Source organism: Apibacter sp. ESL0432, from assembly GCF_019469225.1.
Lineage (GTDB): Bacteria > Bacteroidota > Bacteroidia > Flavobacteriales > Weeksellaceae > Apibacter.
Genome location: NZ_CP048266.1, coordinates 657,747 through 674,124, shown reverse-complemented (window position 1 = coordinate 674,124; position 16,378 = coordinate 657,747). Strand labels below are relative to the sequence as shown.

Here is a 16,378-nt window from a genome sequence, read left to right as displayed (position 1 = left end):
TATAAATAAAAAGTGTAAAAATTATTTTTATAAAACCTTGCCGTTTTATATTTGTATTTTAAACAATTATGGAAAAGGAAGAAATTGAAAAAGCAGTTGAAATTTTAAAAAAAGGAGGAACTATTCTGTATCCCACCGATACCATCTGGGGTATTGGATGTGATGCAACCAATGAGGAAGCCATTGAAAAAGTTTTCAAATTAAAAAATAGGGATAAATCTAAAAATTTAATTATTTTGGTAGAATCTGAAAGAAGGCTTCAAGAATATGTTAATGTTTCTTCATTGGCTTGGGATTTGATTGATTTAGCAAACAAGCCATTAACCATAATATATGATAAACCACAAAATTTGCCTGCTCTATTGATTTCTGATGAAAATACTATAGGAATTCGTTTAACGCAGGATCCCTTTTGTAAAAAATTAATTTCAAAACTTAATAAACCCTTGGTGTCGACCTCAGCAAACATCAGTGGTGAACCATCTCCGGAAAATTTTTCATCAATTTCTTGCAAAATTTTGGAAGGTGTGGATTATATAATAAATTTGCGCCACGAAGAAAATATGCAATTTGCATCTTCTTCCATAATACAACTATCTGAGGATGGACGAATTAAAGTAATTAGAGAATAAATACTAAATGAATTTAAGCCACGCAATACAAAATCCTATTTTTAAGCTGATAACCCATGTTGTTTCAGACAAAAAACAACAAACTTTTGTTATCGGAGGCTTTGTTCGTGATCTCCTTTTGGAAAGGCCGAAAGTTAAAGATATTGATATTGTAACTGAAGGTAGCGGAATTGAATTAGCTTTATCCGTTGCAGATAAACTACATTCCAAACCCAAAGTATCCGTTTTTAAACGTTTTGGTACTGCTATGATCCATGTTAAGGATTATGACGTAGAATTTGTGGGTGCGAGAAAAGAAAGTTATTCTTTTGATAGCCGAAAACCTTTTGTTGAAACGGGTACTATAGAAGACGATCAGAATAGAAGGGATTTTACTATTAACACATTAGCGATAAGCTTAAATGAAGAAAGTTTTGGAGAATTGATAGATCCATTTAATGGATTAGAAGATTTAAAAAGAAAAATCATTCGTACGCCATTAGATCCTGAAATTACCTATTCAGACGATCCCTTACGAATGATTAGAGCCATACGATTCGCAACTCAGCTAAATTTTACTATTGAATCGTCTTCTTTTCTTGCGATTAAAGAAAATGCAGAACGATTTGATATTTTATCAAAGGAAAGAATTACGGATGAGTTTAATAAAATTATGATGTCGCCTCAACCTAGTATTGGTCTGAAATTATTATATGAAGCAAATCTTTTACAACGATTTTTACCGGAACTAACCGATTTGCAGGGTATTGAAGAAGTTGAGGGACAAAAACATAAAGATAACTTTTTTCATACTCTTGAAGTAGTTGACAATATTAGTAAAACTACAAACAATTTATGGTTAAGATGGGCTGCTTTATTACATGATATCGGTAAAGCTCGAACTAAAAAATTTGATAAAAAAATAGGTTGGACATTTCATTCTCATGAATTTGTGGGTAGTAAGATGGTTCTTCCCCTATTTAAAAGATTAAAATTACCTCTGGGCGATCCCTTAAAATATGTTCAAAAACTAGTTCAGAATAGTTCGCGTCCCATATCACTTATTACAGATGATGCATCGGACAGTGCTTTGAGAAGATTATTATTTGATATGGGTGATGATTTGGAAGATTTATTTTTACTTTGCAAAGCTGATATCACAACAAAGAATATAAAGAAACAAACACGTTTCAAGCAAAATTTTGATTACGTTGAAGAAAAAATAAAGGAAGTAGAAGAAAAAGATAAAATAAGAAATTTTCAACCGCCTATTACCGGACATGATATTATGGAAGCTTTCGAAATTATTGAAGGAAAACAAATTGGTACAATTAAGGAAGCAATTAAAGAAGGTATATTAGAAGGCACTATTACAAACGACTATAAAAACTCATACAACTATATGTTACAATTAGGAAAAAAATTAAATTTAAAACGTAAAAACTAGACTATATGATTTATAAGATTAGAGTAATTCTTGAAACAGAAGGGGACGTTTTTCGAGACATTGAGATTAAGGATTTGCAAACGTTGTGGAATTTATATGAAGGCATTAAAAGTGCTTTTAGTCTACAAGGTGACGAGTTAGCTTCATTTTATAAGTCTGATGATAATTGGACTCAAGGCACAGAGATTCCTTTAGAAGATATGGATGAAGATGGCGAAGGTGAGACCATGTCAGACGTGTATATTAAAGAAGTTTTTACAAAAGTCGGAGATAAAATGTTATTTGTTTATGACTTTATGAAAATGTGGTCTTTTTACGTAGAATTGTTAGAAATTATTGATAGAAAAGCGATAGGTGTTTATCCGTTAACGGTGTATCGTTTTGGTAAAATGCCTTTAAAAGCACCTGATAAAAAGTTTACTTCACCATCAAATATTGACGATTTCAGTGATGTGGGTGATGTTGACATGAATATTAAATTTGACGACGATGATGATTCCTATGACGACGATGATGATGATTCGTACAATGATGACGAACTTCTAGACGAGGATGAATTATAGAAACTAAAAAAGGAAATTAAATAAAATTTAATTTCCTTTTTCTTTTAAATTTATAAATTTTCACATATAAATTCCGTATATTAATTTACTAATAATATAGCTTATAAATCGTATTCGTATTTTCTATCCAAAACAAAATCTTCCATAAATTTGGTCGTATAATCTCCCTTCAAGAAATTTGGATCATCCATAAGCTGTCTGTGTAAAGGAATAGTAGTTTTAACCCCCTCAATATAAAATTCATCTAATGCTCTCTTCATTTTAATAATAGCTTCACTTCGTGTAGGAGCTGTTACTATTAATTTAGCAATCATAGAATCATAAAAAGGTGGAATTGTATATCCTGAATAAACATGTGTATCAACTCTTACTCCATTACCTCCGGGAATATTCAAGGTAACTATTTTTCCGGGTGATGGGCGAAAATCACTGTAAACATCTTCTGCATTAATTCTACATTCTATGGAGTGTCTTTGCGGATAAAAATTATTTTTAGGAACTTTAGCACCTGCTGCTAACTCTATTTGAAGTTTTAATAAGTCTAAGTCGGTAATTTGTTCAGTGATCGGATGTTCAACTTGAATTCTCGTATTCATTTCCATAAAATAGAAATTTCCATATTTATCAACTAAGAATTCAATTGTACCTACTCCTTCATATCCTATATATTCTGCTGCTTTTACAGCTGCTTCACCCATTTTTTTACGTAATTCTTCGGAAACAAATGGAGAAGGCGTTTCTTCTGCTAATTTTTGATGACGTCTTTGAACTGAACAATCTCTTTCAGAAAGATGGATAGCCTTACCATATTTATCTCCGGCTATTTGAATTTCAATATGTCTAGGTTCTTCAATAAGCTTTTCCATATACATACCCCCATTCCCAAAAGCAGCTTCGGCTTCTTGAACTGCAGATTCCCAAGAACTTTTAAGGTTTTCCTCTTTCCAGATAGCTCTCATTCCTTTTCCGCCACCTCCGGCTGTTGCTTTAAGCATAACAGGATATCCTATTTCTTTAACAATTTTAACAGCATCTTCATACGATTTTATTAAACCGTCTGAACCCGGTACAGTGGGAACTCCCGCCTCTTTCATGGTTGCTTTTGCAGAAGCCTTATCTCCCATTCTTTCTATATTTTCAGGAGTACCACCGATGAATTTAATTCCCATCTTTTGGCAAGATCTGGAAAAATTAGCATTTTCAGAAAGGAAACCATATCCCGGATGAATAGCGTCTGCATTAGTAACTTCTGCAGCTGCTAAAATATTCAATTGTTTTAGGTAGGAGTCTTTACTTGATGAAGGTCCAATACATACTGCTTCATCGGCAAATCGTAAATGTAAGCTCTTAGCATCTGCCGTAGAGTAAACAGCAACCGTTTTTATACCCATTTCTTTTGCTGTTCTAAGAATTCGCATAGCGATTTCTCCTCTATTAGCAATCAAAATTTTTTTAAACATACACTTTAACTTTTAATTTTGATTATTTAAGATGGATCTACTAAGAATAAAGGTTGGTCAAATTCAACGGGTGAAGCATCATCAACTAAAAATTTAACAATTTTTCCTGAAACTTCTGATTCTATTTCATTGAATAATTTCATTGCTTCTATCACACAAACAATACTGCCTGCACTAATGGTGTCTCCTATATTAACAAATGCTTCTTTATCAGGGGAAGGTTTTCTGTAGAATGTACCAATCATTGGAGATTTTATAGTTACATACTTAGATGTATCTTCATCGTTCTGGGTAGCTACTGATTGGTTAGTTACAGTTGGCAAAGAAGCTACCGGATGATTTGTCACAGCTTGTATTGGTTGGGAAACTTCCGGAGTATATACTACTGAACCACTTTTGGTTTTAATGGAAATCTCAAATTCTTCTGTCTTATATGTTACTTCTGCAACATCTGATTTAGATACAAATTTAATTAAATTTTGAATGTCTTTAATGTCCATGAGCTAGAGCTTTTATTTAAATTTTCCCAAATGTAAAGGAAATAAATTAATTTTATACAGAAAAAAACCATTTAACTAATAAATTAAATGGTATTATATTTTTAGATTCTAACTAACTTAGATTTACTCTTCAACTTCTTCAACAGCCTTTTCCATAACTACTTTTCCTCTGTAGTATAATTTTCCTTCATGCCAGTATGCACGATGGAACAGGTGCAATTCTCCGGTTGTTGAACATTTAGCTAATTGAGGAACTGACGCTTTATAGTGAGTTCTTCTTTTATCTCTTCTTGTAGATGACTGACGTCTTTTAGGATGTGCCATAATTCTTCCTTAAATATTTTTTTATTTTATATTTTATTCGCCTTCTTCATCAGACAGGCCATACTTTTCAAGTAAATGGGTATGTTCGTCCTCATATCCTTCGGAATATTTAGGATGAACATGTTTCATAGGTATGGATAAAAGCACACTTTCATAAATTAATTGAGACACATTTATACTATGAGAACCTAAAGGTAAAATTAAAACTTCTTCATTAATATCATCATAAGATTCTCCAAACTTAACTAATGTTTTGATTTCATTTTTAACGGCTTGTTCATATTCTTCTCCGGATATATCACATTCTAAAACTACAACACCTTCTGTTTTTACTTTTAATTCTAAAAAAGAAGAATGTTTTATAATTTCAATGTCAACCTCAATTTTAGGACTTTTAAACTCCTGTATGAAATCAAACAATTCAAAAAATGGTTGCTCAATACTCATCTTAAAGCTATGACTTCCAAGCTTTAATGATGAAAATAAAATATCATAATTGCGTAACCTTTCCATAAATATGGTTTGCAAAGTTAAGTATTAGTTATTAAAACTACAAATTTTTAATTTATTTTTAATTGGATGTAAGATATTTAGTAAAACTGCCATATAATATATACATAAATAAATTTATCTAATTTATTTATTATTAGTATATATTTATAATTATTCTTTTGAAAATTTATAAATTTGTTAGAGAATAATTATCAATGAAAGATTATGCATTTTATTCAGGGTTAGGTTTTCAACTCATGGTAACCATATTAATTTTCACGGGAATTGGTTATTATCTAGATGAAAAATATCTATCTATGAAACCTTTATTTATAATAATTTTCAGTTTATTAGGAATAGGAATCGGACTTATCAATATCATCCGCCAAGTATCAAGAAAACAAAAATAATATAAATCATATTTTCTTGAGTAGCAAACATTAAAATATGATAAAAATCATACACATGGAATGTGTTTTAAAAATATTTATATTTGCATATACATGAATCAGAAAAATATGATAAAATTTGCATTTAGCTTTTTAGTCTTAATTTTTACCTTTAATTTCACTTTTGCTGAGGGTACTACTAAAAGTAATGATTCAGAAACATTTAATCCTACTGAAACTGCCATGCACCATGTTAAGGATTCTCATCAATTTGAAATATGGGGCGATGATGTTACTCTCTATTTACCTGTAATCCTCTGGACTGATAATGGATTAGTACTGTTTTCTTCTAAAGAATTTAAAGGAAATGATGATGGAGAAGTAGTGGTAGAGAAAAAAGGTATGAGATTTATTAAATTTCATGAAAAAATATATTATGCTAATACCAAAAAAAATGCATCGGGGGAATATATAACAGAATCATCTCAAATTGTTCACTTGGACGATCAACATCATCCTATCAATAAAGCTCCTTGGGATTTTTCAATTACTAAAAATATATTTTCTATGTGGCTATCCCTTGGGATTTTATTAGTTGTATTTATTTCAGCAGCCAGATATTATAAATCGAAATCTTATACCGGAGTTCCTAAAGGTGTAGCCGCCGTTGTTGAACCTTTGATTGTATTTGTAAGAGATGAAATAGCTATACCAAATATCGGAGAAAAAAAATATAAAAAATATATGCCTTATTTGTTAACTGTATTTTTCTTTATATGGTTAAACAATGTTATGGGGTTAATTCCATTTTTTCCATTTGGAGCTAACCTGACAGGAAATATAGCTGTTACTTTTACATTGGCTGTTATCACTTTTATAATTACTAATATTAGTGGAAATAAAAATTACTGGAAACATATATTTTGGACTCCCGGCGTACCTGTACCGATGAAATTATTCTTAGCACCCATTGAAGTTATCGGTATTTTTACCAAACCCTTTTCATTAATGGTTCGATTATTTGCTAATATAACCGCCGGACACATTATTATTATCAGTTTAGTTTCTTTAATTTTTATATTTAAATCTTATTTTGTAGCTCCTGTATCTATAATTGCAGTAGTCTTTATAAGTGTAATTGAAATTTTAGTAACTGCCTTACAAGCATATATATTTACAACTCTTTCTGCACTATATTTCGGTATGGCAACAGAAGATAATCACGAAGAACATTAATTTTTAATATATAGTAAACATGGGAATGTCAGTAATTGGAGCAGGTTTAGCTGCTATTGGAGCAGGAATTGGAATCGGTCTTATCGGTGGAAAAGCGATGGAGGCTATTGCAAGACAACCTGAAGCTCAAGGAAAAATTCAGGCTTCTGCATTAATCTTAGCTGCATTAGTTGAAGCAGTTGCTTTATTTGCAATTGTGGTATCTTTGATTAAATAAGAAGAAAAATAACAGAAAACTCGAAATGATAACGGTTGGTTATTCGAGTTTTCTTTTAATTAAAAAAGCATTTATTTAAACTCTTATCATAAAAAGTTAAAAAAGATATAAAATATGGATTTATTAACTCCTTCAATTGGTTTAATATTTTGGATGACTATTTCCTTTATAGTTTTATTAATAATTTTAGGAAAATATGCCTGGAAACCTATTTTAAAAGCTTTAGAAAATAGAGAAAACTCAATACAGAAATCTTTAGATGAAGCTAAAAATGCACGGGAGGCGATGGCTAAATTAACCTCTCAAAATGAGCAAATTTTAAAAGAAGCTCGTATGGAGCGCGAAGCCATTCTTAAAGAAGCCCGTGAAATTAAAGATAAAATTATCAACGATGCCAAAGATGCTGCTACTGCAGAAAGCAATAAAATTATTCAATCAGCTAAAGAAACCATTAATGCGGAAAGAATATCTGCGATCAATCAAATAAAAAGTGAAGTGGCAGATTTATCCGTTGATATAGCAAAAAAAGTTCTTCAAAAGGAACTATCTTCTCCTGAAAAACAAAAAAAGCTTATTGATTCATTAGTTAACCAAGCAAAATTAAACTAAAATGTCAGTAGTTAGACTTGCTAAGCGCTATGCAACGGGTTTATGGGAGTATGCCCTATCTTTACATGAAAGTGAAACTATCGTTAAAGAAATGAAATCTTTAATTGATATAATCAATCAAAATAAAGATTTTCAATTCTTTTTAAAATCCCCTATAATTGAAACCCATAAAAAAATTAATATTGTAAACGAAATTTTCAAATCCTTCTCTCCTACTTCTCGTAATTTTATTACTTTAGTGGTAAGGCATAAGAGAGAAAATGATTTATTGGAAATAGCACAACAAGTCTTGGAATTATACGATGTATATAATGGCATACAACGCGTAGAAATTATTTCTGCTATACCATTAGATCAAGAAACCGTAAGCAAAATTTTAAATTCATTTCCAAAAATTAACCAAGAAAAAGCAATTATTGAAAATAAAATAGATGCATCTCTTATTGGAGGATATATTTTACGTATGGGTGATCAACAAATCGATGCAAGCGTAAAATCCGAACTAACTAATATTCAAAAAAAATTAAGTAATAAAATATTTTAATTTTTTAGCTATAACTTATAAATAAAAAGACCACAATGGCAGATATAAAACCAGCAGAAGTTTCTGCAATTTTAAAACAGCAATTATCAAATTTCGATCAAAATATTTCCTTAGAAGAAGTGGGAACGGTTTTACAGGTTGGAGATGGTATTGCCCGTATATATGGACTAAGTAACGCAGAACAAGGAGAACTTGTAAAGTTTTCCAATGGATTGGAAGGAATGGTTCAAAATTTAGAAGAAGATAATGTAGGGGTAATACTTTTGGGTAAATCCAATGGCATTAAAGAAGGAGATATCGTTAAAAGAACTAAAACGATTGCATCTATCGATGTGGGTGAAGGAATGATAGGAAGAGTTGTCGATACTTTAGGTGCTCCAATAGACGGTAAAGGTCCGATTTCCGGAGAATTATACAGAATGCCTTTGGAAAGAAAAGCACCCGGTGTATTATTTCGCCAACCCGTAAATGAACCTTTGCAAACCGGTATTATAGCAATAGACTCTATGATTCCTATCGGTAGAGGCCAAAGGGAATTAATTATTGGTGACCGTCAGACCGGAAAATCTACAGTAGCCATTGACACTATTCTAAATCAAAAAGAATTTTATGATCAAGGCAAACCCGTATATTGTATTTACGTAGCTATTGCCCAAAAAGCATCTACAGTTGCGCAAATTGTTAAAACATTAGAAGATAAAGGAGCAATGGCTTATACGGTTGTGGTTGCCGCTAACGCTTCTGACCCTGCTCCTATGCAGGTTTATGCTCCATTTGCCGGAGCTTCCATCGGAGAATTTTTACGCGATACCGGTAGATCTGCATTAATTATTTACGACGATCTATCTAAACAAGCAGTTGCTTATCGTGAGGTTTCCTTATTATTAAGAAGACCTCCGGGACGTGAAGCGTATCCGGGTGACGTATTTTATTTGCACTCCCGTTTGTTAGAAAGAGCCGCTAAAATTATTGATAATGATGAAGTTGCTTCAACGATGAACGATTTACCGGAATCTTTAAAAGGTAAAGTTAAAGGAGGGGGATCATTAACAGCTCTGCCAATCATTGAAACTCAAGCAGGAGACGTTTCTGCGTATATTCCTACTAATGTAATATCTATTACAGACGGACAAATATTTTTAGAATCGGATTTATTTAATTCCGGGGTAAGACCTGCTATCAACGTTGGTATTTCTGTATCACGTGTAGGTGGAGCTGCTCAGATTAAACCTATGAAAAAGGTATCCGGAACACTTAAGATTGACCAAGCGCAATTCCGCGAATTGGAAGCATTTGCAAAATTTGGTTCCGATTTAGATCCGGCTACTGCCGCTGTTATTGCAAAAGGAGAGAGAAACGTTGAAATATTAAAACAGTCCGTTAACTCACCTATGCCTGTTGAAGAACAAATTGCTATTATATATGCCGGAACTCAAAATTTATTACGTGAAGTTCCTGTCAATAAAGTTCAAGATTTTAAAAGGAATTTAACAGAAACATTACGAACTCAACATGCCGATTTATTAAAAAGTTTAAAAGAAGGTAAAATAGATGATTCCATTACTTCTTCTTTAGATACGATAATAGCCGGGGTTGTAAAAAATTATTCATAAATAAAAAAGAATATTCTAGAAAATGGCAACATTAAAAGAAATACGAAACCGAATTGCCTCTGTAAATTCGACTATGCAAATTACAAGTGCAATGATGATGGTTTCTTCATCTAAACTGAAAAGAGCGCAAGATGCTATTGTAAGACTACGCCCCTATTCAGAAAAAATGCAAGAATTATTATCAAATGTTAGTCCCTTTCTTGACTCTGATTCCGGTGGTGCAGAATATGCTAAAAAGAGAGAACTTAAAAAGGTTTTATTAGTTGTCATTACTTCCAATAAAGGACTTGCCGGGGCCTTTAACTCTACTATAGTTAAAGCTGTTAAAAATCTATTGGAAAATGACTATAAAAATATTCAAGTTGACCTTTTAACAATAGGAAAAAATGGATATGAAAATTTAAAAAAATCTGTATCCATATATAAAAATTACAGTTCTCTATGGGATGCGCCAACCTATGAAAATTCTTCTAAAATATCTGAAGAACTTATGCAGTTGTTTTTAAATGGTGAATATGATCAAATTGAATTGGTATATAATCGATTTAAAAATGCGGTAGTTCAGCTTTTACAAGTCGAGCAATTTCTACCAATTGAACTTTCTAAAAATACCAATGATTCTTCCTTAGTTAGCGATTATATTTATGAACCCTCTAAGGAAAGTATTTTAACATATCTTATTCCTACTTCATTAAAAACTCAGCTTTTTAAAGCGATATTGGACTCAAATGCTGCAGAACATGGAGCAAGAATGTCTGCCATGCAGGCTGCCACAGACAATGCTAAAGCATTAAAAAATCAACTATCCATATCGTATAATAAAGCTCGTCAAGCATCCATAACCAATGAATTAATTGAAATTGTAAGTGGAGCTCAAGCCTTAGAAAATTAAGATTTTAAAATTATAATCTATATAAAAAAAGGTTACTATAAACGTAACCTTTTTTATTTTTATCCGGGTTTGGTTCAAATTTTGAGGGATAAAGAGCATTATTAAACCTATTAAAAAATTAAATAATGAATAATTTTGCCTTTGTAAATCCTGTAAAAATTTTATTCGGAAAAGGTATGATTTCCGAAATTACTAAAGAAATACCTTTACAAACTAATATATTGGTCATCTATGGTGGAGGGAGCATCAAAAAAAATGGTGTATATGAACAAGTAATTAATGCATTAAAAGGGTACCAATGGTTTGAATTTTCAGGCATTGAACCGAATCCTCACTATGAAACTTGTATACGTGCCGTTGAATTTATTAAACAGAAAAATATTGAATATGTATTAGCTGTGGGAGGCGGTTCGGTTATTGATGCAACCAAATTTATTGTTGCAGCAGCTTGTTTCGATGAGGGAGATCCTTGGCGAATACTTGCAGATCCTACTGTGGTTATAAAAAAAGCACTTCCTTTTGGTACTATTTTGACTATTTCTGCCACCGGATCAGAAATGAATACCTATTCTGTCATTACAAAAAATGAAACCCAAGAAAAATTATCTTTCAGCTCACCAATAGTCTATCCAAAATTTTCTGTATTAGATCCAAGTGTAACCTATAGTTTACCTCCGGTTCAAACCAGTAATGGGGTTATCGATGCCTTTGTGCATGTTATTGAACAATATCTAACGTATCCTGTAAACGGTTTATTACAAGATTTCATGTCTGAATCTATTCTAAAGACCTTAATCATTGAAGGACCTAAAGCTTTAAAAGATCCTAAAAATTATGATGTTCGAGCTAATCTGATGTGGGCTTCAACTTGGGCTTTAAATGGTTGGATTGCTTGCGGTGTACCTCAGGATTGGTCTACACATATGATAGGACATGAATTAACCGCTTTCTACGAAATAGATCATGCGCAAACACTGGCAATTGTATTGCCCGGAGTAATGGAAGTATTAAAAGAAGAGAAAAAAGATAAAATTCTTCGATTGGGAAGAGAGGTTTTTTCTTTACAAGCCGATTCTATTGACGAACTTATCAAAGATACTATTATTGCAGTTGAATCCTTTTTCCAAAGCATGAATTGTAAAACCAGACTTTCTGATTATAATTTAGGAGAGGAAGCTATACACCGAATTTCTGAACGAATAGAAAAAAGAGGTTGGCAATTGGGTGAACATCAAAATATTAAATCCCAAGAGGTTAAGAAAATATTAGAATTAAGAAAATAGATAATTAATTTAGAATTCCGTCTTATAAATCAGGATAGTTTCCTATCCTGATTTTTTATTGCTTAAAAATTATATTTATTATAAACTTGATAGCGTATGATTATTACCTAATCTTTTCCGTAACAAAATCTACAATTTCCTGAGTGCTCTGATAATCGAACCAGTTAACTGACTCATCTCTTCGATACCAAGTTAATTGTCTTTTAGCATATCTGCGTGAATTCTTTTTGATTTCACTTACGGCAAATTCTAAGGAAGAATTTCCATCGAGATAGTCAAAAAGTTCTTTATACCCAACGGTCTGTAATGCGTTTTTATGTCTATATGATTGCAAAGAAATAACTTCCTCCAATAATCCTTTTTCCATCATTAAGTCCACACGTTTATTTATCCTATCGTAAATAAGATCACGAAATGCTGTTAAACCGATTTTTACGGATGTAAAATTTCTTTTTTCTACCAGATTTTTTCTAAATGAACTGTAAGGTTTTCCGGTTCCTCTAAAAATTTCCAACGCCCTCATTACTCGCTGCGGATTATTATAATCCACTTGAGAATAATATTCGGGATCGTTCTTCTTTAGTTCTTCTTGTAAATAGGATAGTCCCTTTTCCTGTATTTCAACCATTAAATCTTCTCTGACTTTAGTATCTATATCGGGAAAATTATCTAACCCTTCATTAACCGCTTTTTCATATAGACCGGACCCTCCCACCATAATGAGTTGATCATATTTATTAAAAAGCTCGTTTATCTTTCTTAATGCGTCTTTTTCAAAATCGCCAACTGAATAATCTTGAGCAATACTTAAATTTCCTATAAAATGGTGAGGAACTAAAGATAATTCTTCCAATGAAGGAGCAGCAGTTCCAATCTTTAATTCTTTATAGAATTGTCTGCTGTCACAGGATATTATCTCTGTTTTTAAATTTTTAGCCAGTTCAATAGATAAAGCAGTCTTTCCTATTCCTGTAGGCCCTACTATAGACCATAAAATTTTCGGATTTTTATTCAATGACAATAGTATTATGTTTTTGCTTTTCCCATGCTACATACTTATCAACTTCTTTGAATAATTTGGAAAATGCAAAAAAGGCAATAGTTAAATCATCAAGAAAACCTATGCCTACTAAAAAGTCAGGGATGAGGTCGATGGGAGATAATACATAAATAATTAAAAAGGTGAAAATAAAAAGATTTTTAATTCCCGGTTTATATTGCCCCTTTAGAGAAGCCCTTAACATTCTAAATAAAACAGGAATTTTGGAAATAAATGATTTATCTTTAGATACTGCACCTACCAAATGTTTTACTTTCATTTTTTTAACTACTTGATTGATTAGCTAATTTCAATTTCTATTCCAAATATTACTCTCTGCCGCATTTGCAATTGACACCTCCTCCGCATTTTTTCTTTTTGGAAAAAAAAGTTTCCCTAAATAATTTAATCAAATACCAGACAGCTACTAGTAAAGTTAAGGCTATAAATGCATATTGAAGATAAATATTCACAACTAGTTAACTATTTAGATTAATTCTATGCGAAGATACAATTTTATTTTAAAATATTCTTTTATAAATGATTATTTGCTTTTGAATATTGTAATGGTTTTCAACTAAAAAAAACTTATTTTTGTAGAAATTTAGATGTTTTTTATTATGTTTAATAAAGAAGACGAAGAACTAGACCATTTCACACATACAGAATATACTCCTATTCGATCGGATGCCTTTGTTTTATCTCCTGAAGAAAAACAAAAAGCGATTCAAGAGCATTTTACTAAAATTATGCATATTCTTGGATTAGATTTGAATGACGATAGTTTAAAAGATACTCCTAAAAGAGTTGCTAAAATGTATGTAAATGAAATTTTTGGAGGACTTCTTCCCGAAAATAAACCGGAAGTGTCTACTTTCAAAAATAGTTACAAGTATCGTCAAATGCTGATTGAAAAAGATATTACGGTTTATTCAACTTGTGAACATCACTTTCTGCCTATAATCGGAAGGGCACACGTTGCTTACTTTTCAAATGGAAAAGTTATCGGATTATCTAAAATTAACCGAATCGTAAATTATTATTCCAGAAGGCCTCAGGTTCAAGAACGGCTCACCAGACAAATTGTTGAAGCTATTAAAGAAGTATTGAATACTAATGATGTTGCTTGTGTGATTGACGCTAAACATTTATGTGTTAATTCGAGAGGCATACAAGATACGGAAAGCAGCACGGTTACTGCTGAATTAAGTGGCTTGTTTTTAAACAATCCTACAACAAGAAAAGAATTTTTACATTATATTGGTATTGACTCCCATTTCAAAATTTAAATATGCGCAGCTATCTGAACAATCAAATAAAATTATATAATTCTTTACACGGTAAAAAAGAAGTATTTACCCCTTTGCATGAAGGTTTTGTAGGAATGTATGTGTGCGGTCCAACAGTATATAACAAAGTGCATTTGGGTAATTGCCGAACTTTTTTATCTTTTGATGTTATTAACAGATACTTGCGTCATTTAGGATATAAAGTAAGATACGTTCGTAATATTACCGATGCCGGACATCTTACCGATGATAATTCTGAGGATAAAATTTCAACGCGGGCTCGCCTGGAAAGAATAGAGCCTATGGAAGTCGTACAAAAATATTCTCTTAATTTTCATAAGGTCTTAGATCTATTTAATATGCTCCCTCCCGATATCGAGCCTACAGCTACCGGCCATATTGTAGAGCAAATAGAGCTAATTAAGAAATTATTGCATAAAGGTCTGGCTTATGAAGTCAACGGGTCTGTTTATTTCGATGTAAATAAATTTGATTTAGAAGGAGGCAACTACGGTGAATTAAGCGGCAGAAAAATAGAAGATATGATTGCCAATACTCGTGATTTAGACGGACAAGGAGAAAAAAGGAATTCTCAAGATTTTGCATTGTGGAAAAAAGCGTCTCCTGAACATATCATGAGATGGCCTTCTCCTTGGGGAAACGGATTTCCGGGCTGGCATTTGGAGTGTACCGCAATGAGTACCAAATATTTAGGTAAAAAGTTTGATATTCATGGAGGGGGTATGGATCTTAAATTTCCGCATCATGAATGTGAAATTGCTCAAGCTAAAGGATCTTTTGGAGAAGAACCTGTAAATTATTGGGTTCATACGAATATGCTTACCTTAAACGGACAAAAAATGAGTAAATCTACGGGCAATACCATTTTACCTGAAGAATTATTTAGCGGTGAAAATAGTTTTATTGAAAAACCTTTTCATCCGATCATTGTTCGTTTTTTCTTTTTACAAGCTCATTATAGAAGTGTCTTAGATTTATCCAACGATGCTATTATTGCTGCCGAAAAAGGATATTTCCGCTTAACTTCCGCGATTGAAAAACTTCCACATATTGCTGCTTCTGAAACTTCAAGTTATAACATTCAGGAATGGATTAATACTTGTTATGAAGCATTAAACGATGATTTTAATACTCCGGTATTAATTTCACATTTATTTGATATAGTTAAACTTATAAATAATTTAGATTTAAAAAAAGAAACACTAACTGCTACTGATTTAAAAAAGTTAAATACTGCCATTCATGTTTTCTTCTATGATATTCTAGGATTGGAACTTTTATCTGACACTATGAAAGATACTGGTAAACTGGATCAAGCCATGAAAGTTCTTATTGATTTAAGAAATAAAGCAAGACTTGAGAAAGACTGGGCTCTTTCTGACGAGATTCGTAATCGTTTGTCGGAAGCCGGTATTAATCTTAAAGATGGAAAAGAAGGAACAACTTTTGAAATTGAATAATTAAATGATCACAAAAAATGAAAAAAATCAGTTATTTTACTATTATTTTAATTCTATTAGCTTGTTACAGCTGTTCAAAACTAAACAAAAAAGAATCGGCAACTATTATTGCACCTGAAAATGTAATGAATGTTGCTGCTTCAAAAAAAGCTAAGGCAGAAATTACCGGAGAACAAAGCGGTGTATCCATTGCTAACGAAAAAATTAATGTTTGGAATATCGTTTACAGAGACGACAAAGGTAATTTACATTCAACCATTATAAAGAAAATGCCTGAAGATAAAAGTAAGGTGGGTGATTCTTTGTCTATTTATTATGATGAAACTAATCCCATGTCTCTTCCTATTCATGAATCTCAATATGATGAAATGAATAAGTAAGTAACGTAC

General features: G+C 31.8%; 20 protein-coding genes. 14 read left to right on the top strand and 6 right to left on the bottom strand.

The annotated features are described in order from the left end of the window. The first annotated feature begins 83 nt into the window (after positions 1–83). Genes GYM73_RS02835 through GYM73_RS02825 form a run of 3 tightly spaced genes read left to right on the top strand, consistent with a single transcriptional unit; the run spans position 84 to position 2,621 of the window. Positions 84–632 carry an L-threonylcarbamoyladenylate synthase gene (locus GYM73_RS02835; protein ID WP_160543093.1) on the top strand — a complete coding sequence of 183 codons (549 nt, stop codon included), beginning with the start codon at positions 84–86 and terminating at the stop codon, positions 630–632. Positions 633–639: 7 nt separating this feature from the next. After that, entirely contained in the window at positions 640–2,058 is a 1,419-nt protein-coding gene (locus tag GYM73_RS02830; protein WP_220234085.1) for a CCA tRNA nucleotidyltransferase, read from the top strand. Between the two features lie 5 nt (positions 2,059–2,063). Then, complete coding sequence (locus GYM73_RS02825) at positions 2,064–2,621, top strand: hypothetical protein (protein WP_105296984.1); 558 nt, start codon at positions 2,064–2,066, stop codon at positions 2,619–2,621. 101 nt (positions 2,622–2,722) lie between these two features. On the opposite strand, the gene accC is transcribed toward GYM73_RS02825, so the two are convergent. The 4 genes from accC to GYM73_RS02805 all read right to left on the bottom strand — a co-directional run bounded on the left by accC (position 2,723) and on the right by GYM73_RS02805 (position 5,418). Beyond that, complete coding sequence (accC, locus tag GYM73_RS02820; protein ID WP_220234083.1) at positions 2,723–4,081, bottom strand: acetyl-CoA carboxylase biotin carboxylase subunit; 1,359 nt, start codon at positions 4,079–4,081, stop codon at positions 2,723–2,725. Positions 4,082–4,107: 26 nt separating this feature from the next. Continuing rightward, a complete protein-coding gene (accB, locus tag GYM73_RS02815) occupies positions 4,108–4,581 on the bottom strand; it encodes an acetyl-CoA carboxylase biotin carboxyl carrier protein (protein WP_105296982.1) in 474 nt (157 codons plus the stop codon). Positions 4,582–4,704: 123 nt separating this feature from the next. After that, complete coding sequence (rpmF, locus tag GYM73_RS02810; protein WP_055425712.1) at positions 4,705–4,905, bottom strand: 50S ribosomal protein L32; 201 nt, start codon at positions 4,903–4,905, stop codon at positions 4,705–4,707. A 33-nt stretch (positions 4,906–4,938) separates the two neighbouring features. Beyond that, entirely contained in the window at positions 4,939–5,418 is a 480-nt protein-coding gene (locus GYM73_RS02805; protein ID WP_220234082.1) for a DUF177 domain-containing protein, read from the bottom strand. 194 nt (positions 5,419–5,612) lie between these two features. Between GYM73_RS02805 and GYM73_RS02800 the strand changes: the two genes are divergently transcribed. The 8 genes from GYM73_RS02800 (at position 5,613) to GYM73_RS02765 (ending at position 12,180) form a co-directional block, all read left to right on the top strand. Continuing rightward, a complete protein-coding gene (locus tag GYM73_RS02800; RefSeq protein WP_105296980.1) occupies positions 5,613–5,807 on the top strand; it encodes an AtpZ/AtpI family protein in 195 nt (64 codons plus the stop codon). 108 nt (positions 5,808–5,915) lie between these two features. Further along, a complete protein-coding gene (gene atpB, locus GYM73_RS02795) occupies positions 5,916–7,022 on the top strand; it encodes a F0F1 ATP synthase subunit A (protein ID WP_255571008.1) in 1,107 nt (368 codons plus the stop codon). Between the two features lie 19 nt (positions 7,023–7,041). Beyond that, positions 7,042–7,239 carry an ATP synthase F0 subunit C gene (gene atpE, locus GYM73_RS02790; protein WP_055425716.1) on the top strand — a complete coding sequence of 66 codons (198 nt, stop codon included), beginning with the start codon at positions 7,042–7,044 and terminating at the stop codon, positions 7,237–7,239. A gap of 114 nt (positions 7,240–7,353) precedes the next feature. Then, the gene (locus GYM73_RS02785; protein WP_220234080.1) at positions 7,354–7,848 is read left to right on the top strand and encodes a F0F1 ATP synthase subunit B; all 495 of its coding nucleotides are present in this window, start codon (positions 7,354–7,356) and stop codon (positions 7,846–7,848) included. A gap of 1 nt (position 7,849) precedes the next feature. Next, positions 7,850–8,392, top strand: a complete 543-nt coding sequence (gene atpH / locus GYM73_RS02780) for an ATP synthase F1 subunit delta (RefSeq protein ID WP_160557887.1) — start codon at positions 7,850–7,852, stop codon at positions 8,390–8,392. Positions 8,393–8,427: 35 nt separating this feature from the next. After that, positions 8,428–10,005 (top strand): F0F1 ATP synthase subunit alpha, encoded by a 1,578-nt coding sequence (gene atpA / locus GYM73_RS02775; protein WP_105296976.1) that lies wholly within the window; start codon positions 8,428–8,430, stop codon positions 10,003–10,005. Between the two features lie 22 nt (positions 10,006–10,027). Beyond that, positions 10,028–10,897, top strand: coding sequence for an ATP synthase F1 subunit gamma (gene atpG, locus GYM73_RS02770; RefSeq protein ID WP_220234079.1), 870 nt, complete (start codon positions 10,028–10,030; stop codon positions 10,895–10,897). Positions 10,898–11,022: 125 nt separating this feature from the next. Then, positions 11,023–12,180, top strand: a complete 1,158-nt coding sequence (locus tag GYM73_RS02765; protein WP_220234078.1) for an iron-containing alcohol dehydrogenase — start codon at positions 11,023–11,025, stop codon at positions 12,178–12,180. Positions 12,181–12,283: 103 nt separating this feature from the next. Here the strand turns inward: GYM73_RS02765 and miaA are convergent, their stop codons facing one another. Together miaA and GYM73_RS02755 are read right to left on the bottom strand one after the other, a co-directional pair. Next, positions 12,284–13,201 (bottom strand): tRNA (adenosine(37)-N6)-dimethylallyltransferase MiaA, encoded by a 918-nt coding sequence (gene miaA, locus GYM73_RS02760; RefSeq protein ID WP_255571007.1) that lies wholly within the window; start codon positions 13,199–13,201, stop codon positions 12,284–12,286. Beyond that, positions 13,188–13,499 (bottom strand): YkvA family protein, encoded by a 312-nt coding sequence (locus tag GYM73_RS02755; RefSeq protein WP_160543066.1) that lies wholly within the window; start codon positions 13,497–13,499, stop codon positions 13,188–13,190. Before GYM73_RS02755 ends, miaA begins: the two co-directional genes overlap by 14 nt. A 340-nt stretch (positions 13,500–13,839) precedes the next feature. Between GYM73_RS02755 and folE the strand changes: the two genes are divergently transcribed. From folE to GYM73_RS02740, 3 genes are read left to right on the top strand one after another with little or no spacing between them, the layout of a single operon-like run. Continuing rightward, a complete protein-coding gene (gene folE / locus GYM73_RS02750) occupies positions 13,840–14,508 on the top strand; it encodes a GTP cyclohydrolase I FolE (protein ID WP_160557882.1) in 669 nt (222 codons plus the stop codon). Positions 14,509–14,510: 2 nt separating this feature from the next. Continuing rightward, the gene (gene cysS / locus GYM73_RS02745; protein ID WP_220234077.1) at positions 14,511–15,989 is read left to right on the top strand and encodes a cysteine--tRNA ligase; all 1,479 of its coding nucleotides are present in this window, start codon (positions 14,511–14,513) and stop codon (positions 15,987–15,989) included. Between the two features lie 17 nt (positions 15,990–16,006). Further along, complete coding sequence (locus tag GYM73_RS02740) at positions 16,007–16,369, top strand: hypothetical protein (protein WP_105296969.1); 363 nt, start codon at positions 16,007–16,009, stop codon at positions 16,367–16,369. Positions 16,370–16,378 lie beyond the last annotated feature (9 nt).

Coding starts and splice junctions, on each gene's coding strand:
- GYM73_RS02830 (WP_220234085.1), top strand. CDS start 640: ATGAATTTAAGCCACGCAATACAAAATCCTATTTTTAAGCTGATAACC.
- GYM73_RS02825 (WP_105296984.1), top strand. CDS start 2,064: ATGATTTATAAGATTAGAGTAATTCTTGAAACAGAAGGGGACGTTTTT.
- accC (WP_220234083.1), bottom strand. CDS start 4,081: ATGTTTAAAAAAATTTTGATTGCTAATAGAGGAGAAATCGCTATGCGA.
- accB (WP_105296982.1), bottom strand. CDS start 4,581: ATGGACATTAAAGACATTCAAAATTTAATTAAATTTGTATCTAAATCA.
- rpmF (WP_055425712.1), bottom strand. CDS start 4,905: ATGGCACATCCTAAAAGACGTCAGTCATCTACAAGAAGAGATAAAAGA.
- GYM73_RS02805 (WP_220234082.1), bottom strand. CDS start 5,418: ATGGAAAGGTTACGCAATTATGATATTTTATTTTCATCATTAAAGCTT.
- GYM73_RS02800 (WP_105296980.1), top strand. CDS start 5,613: ATGAAAGATTATGCATTTTATTCAGGGTTAGGTTTTCAACTCATGGTA.
- atpB (WP_255571008.1), top strand. CDS start 5,916: ATGATAAAATTTGCATTTAGCTTTTTAGTCTTAATTTTTACCTTTAAT.
- atpE (WP_055425716.1), top strand. CDS start 7,042: ATGGGAATGTCAGTAATTGGAGCAGGTTTAGCTGCTATTGGAGCAGGA.
- GYM73_RS02785 (WP_220234080.1), top strand. CDS start 7,354: ATGGATTTATTAACTCCTTCAATTGGTTTAATATTTTGGATGACTATT.
- atpH (WP_160557887.1), top strand. CDS start 7,850: ATGTCAGTAGTTAGACTTGCTAAGCGCTATGCAACGGGTTTATGGGAG.
- atpA (WP_105296976.1), top strand. CDS start 8,428: ATGGCAGATATAAAACCAGCAGAAGTTTCTGCAATTTTAAAACAGCAA.
- atpG (WP_220234079.1), top strand. CDS start 10,028: ATGGCAACATTAAAAGAAATACGAAACCGAATTGCCTCTGTAAATTCG.
- GYM73_RS02765 (WP_220234078.1), top strand. CDS start 11,023: ATGAATAATTTTGCCTTTGTAAATCCTGTAAAAATTTTATTCGGAAAA.
- GYM73_RS02755 (WP_160543066.1), bottom strand. CDS start 13,499: ATGAAAGTAAAACATTTGGTAGGTGCAGTATCTAAAGATAAATCATTT.
- folE (WP_160557882.1), top strand. CDS start 13,840: ATGTTTAATAAAGAAGACGAAGAACTAGACCATTTCACACATACAGAA.
- cysS (WP_220234077.1), top strand. CDS start 14,511: ATGCGCAGCTATCTGAACAATCAAATAAAATTATATAATTCTTTACAC.
- GYM73_RS02740 (WP_105296969.1), top strand. CDS start 16,007: ATGAAAAAAATCAGTTATTTTACTATTATTTTAATTCTATTAGCTTGT.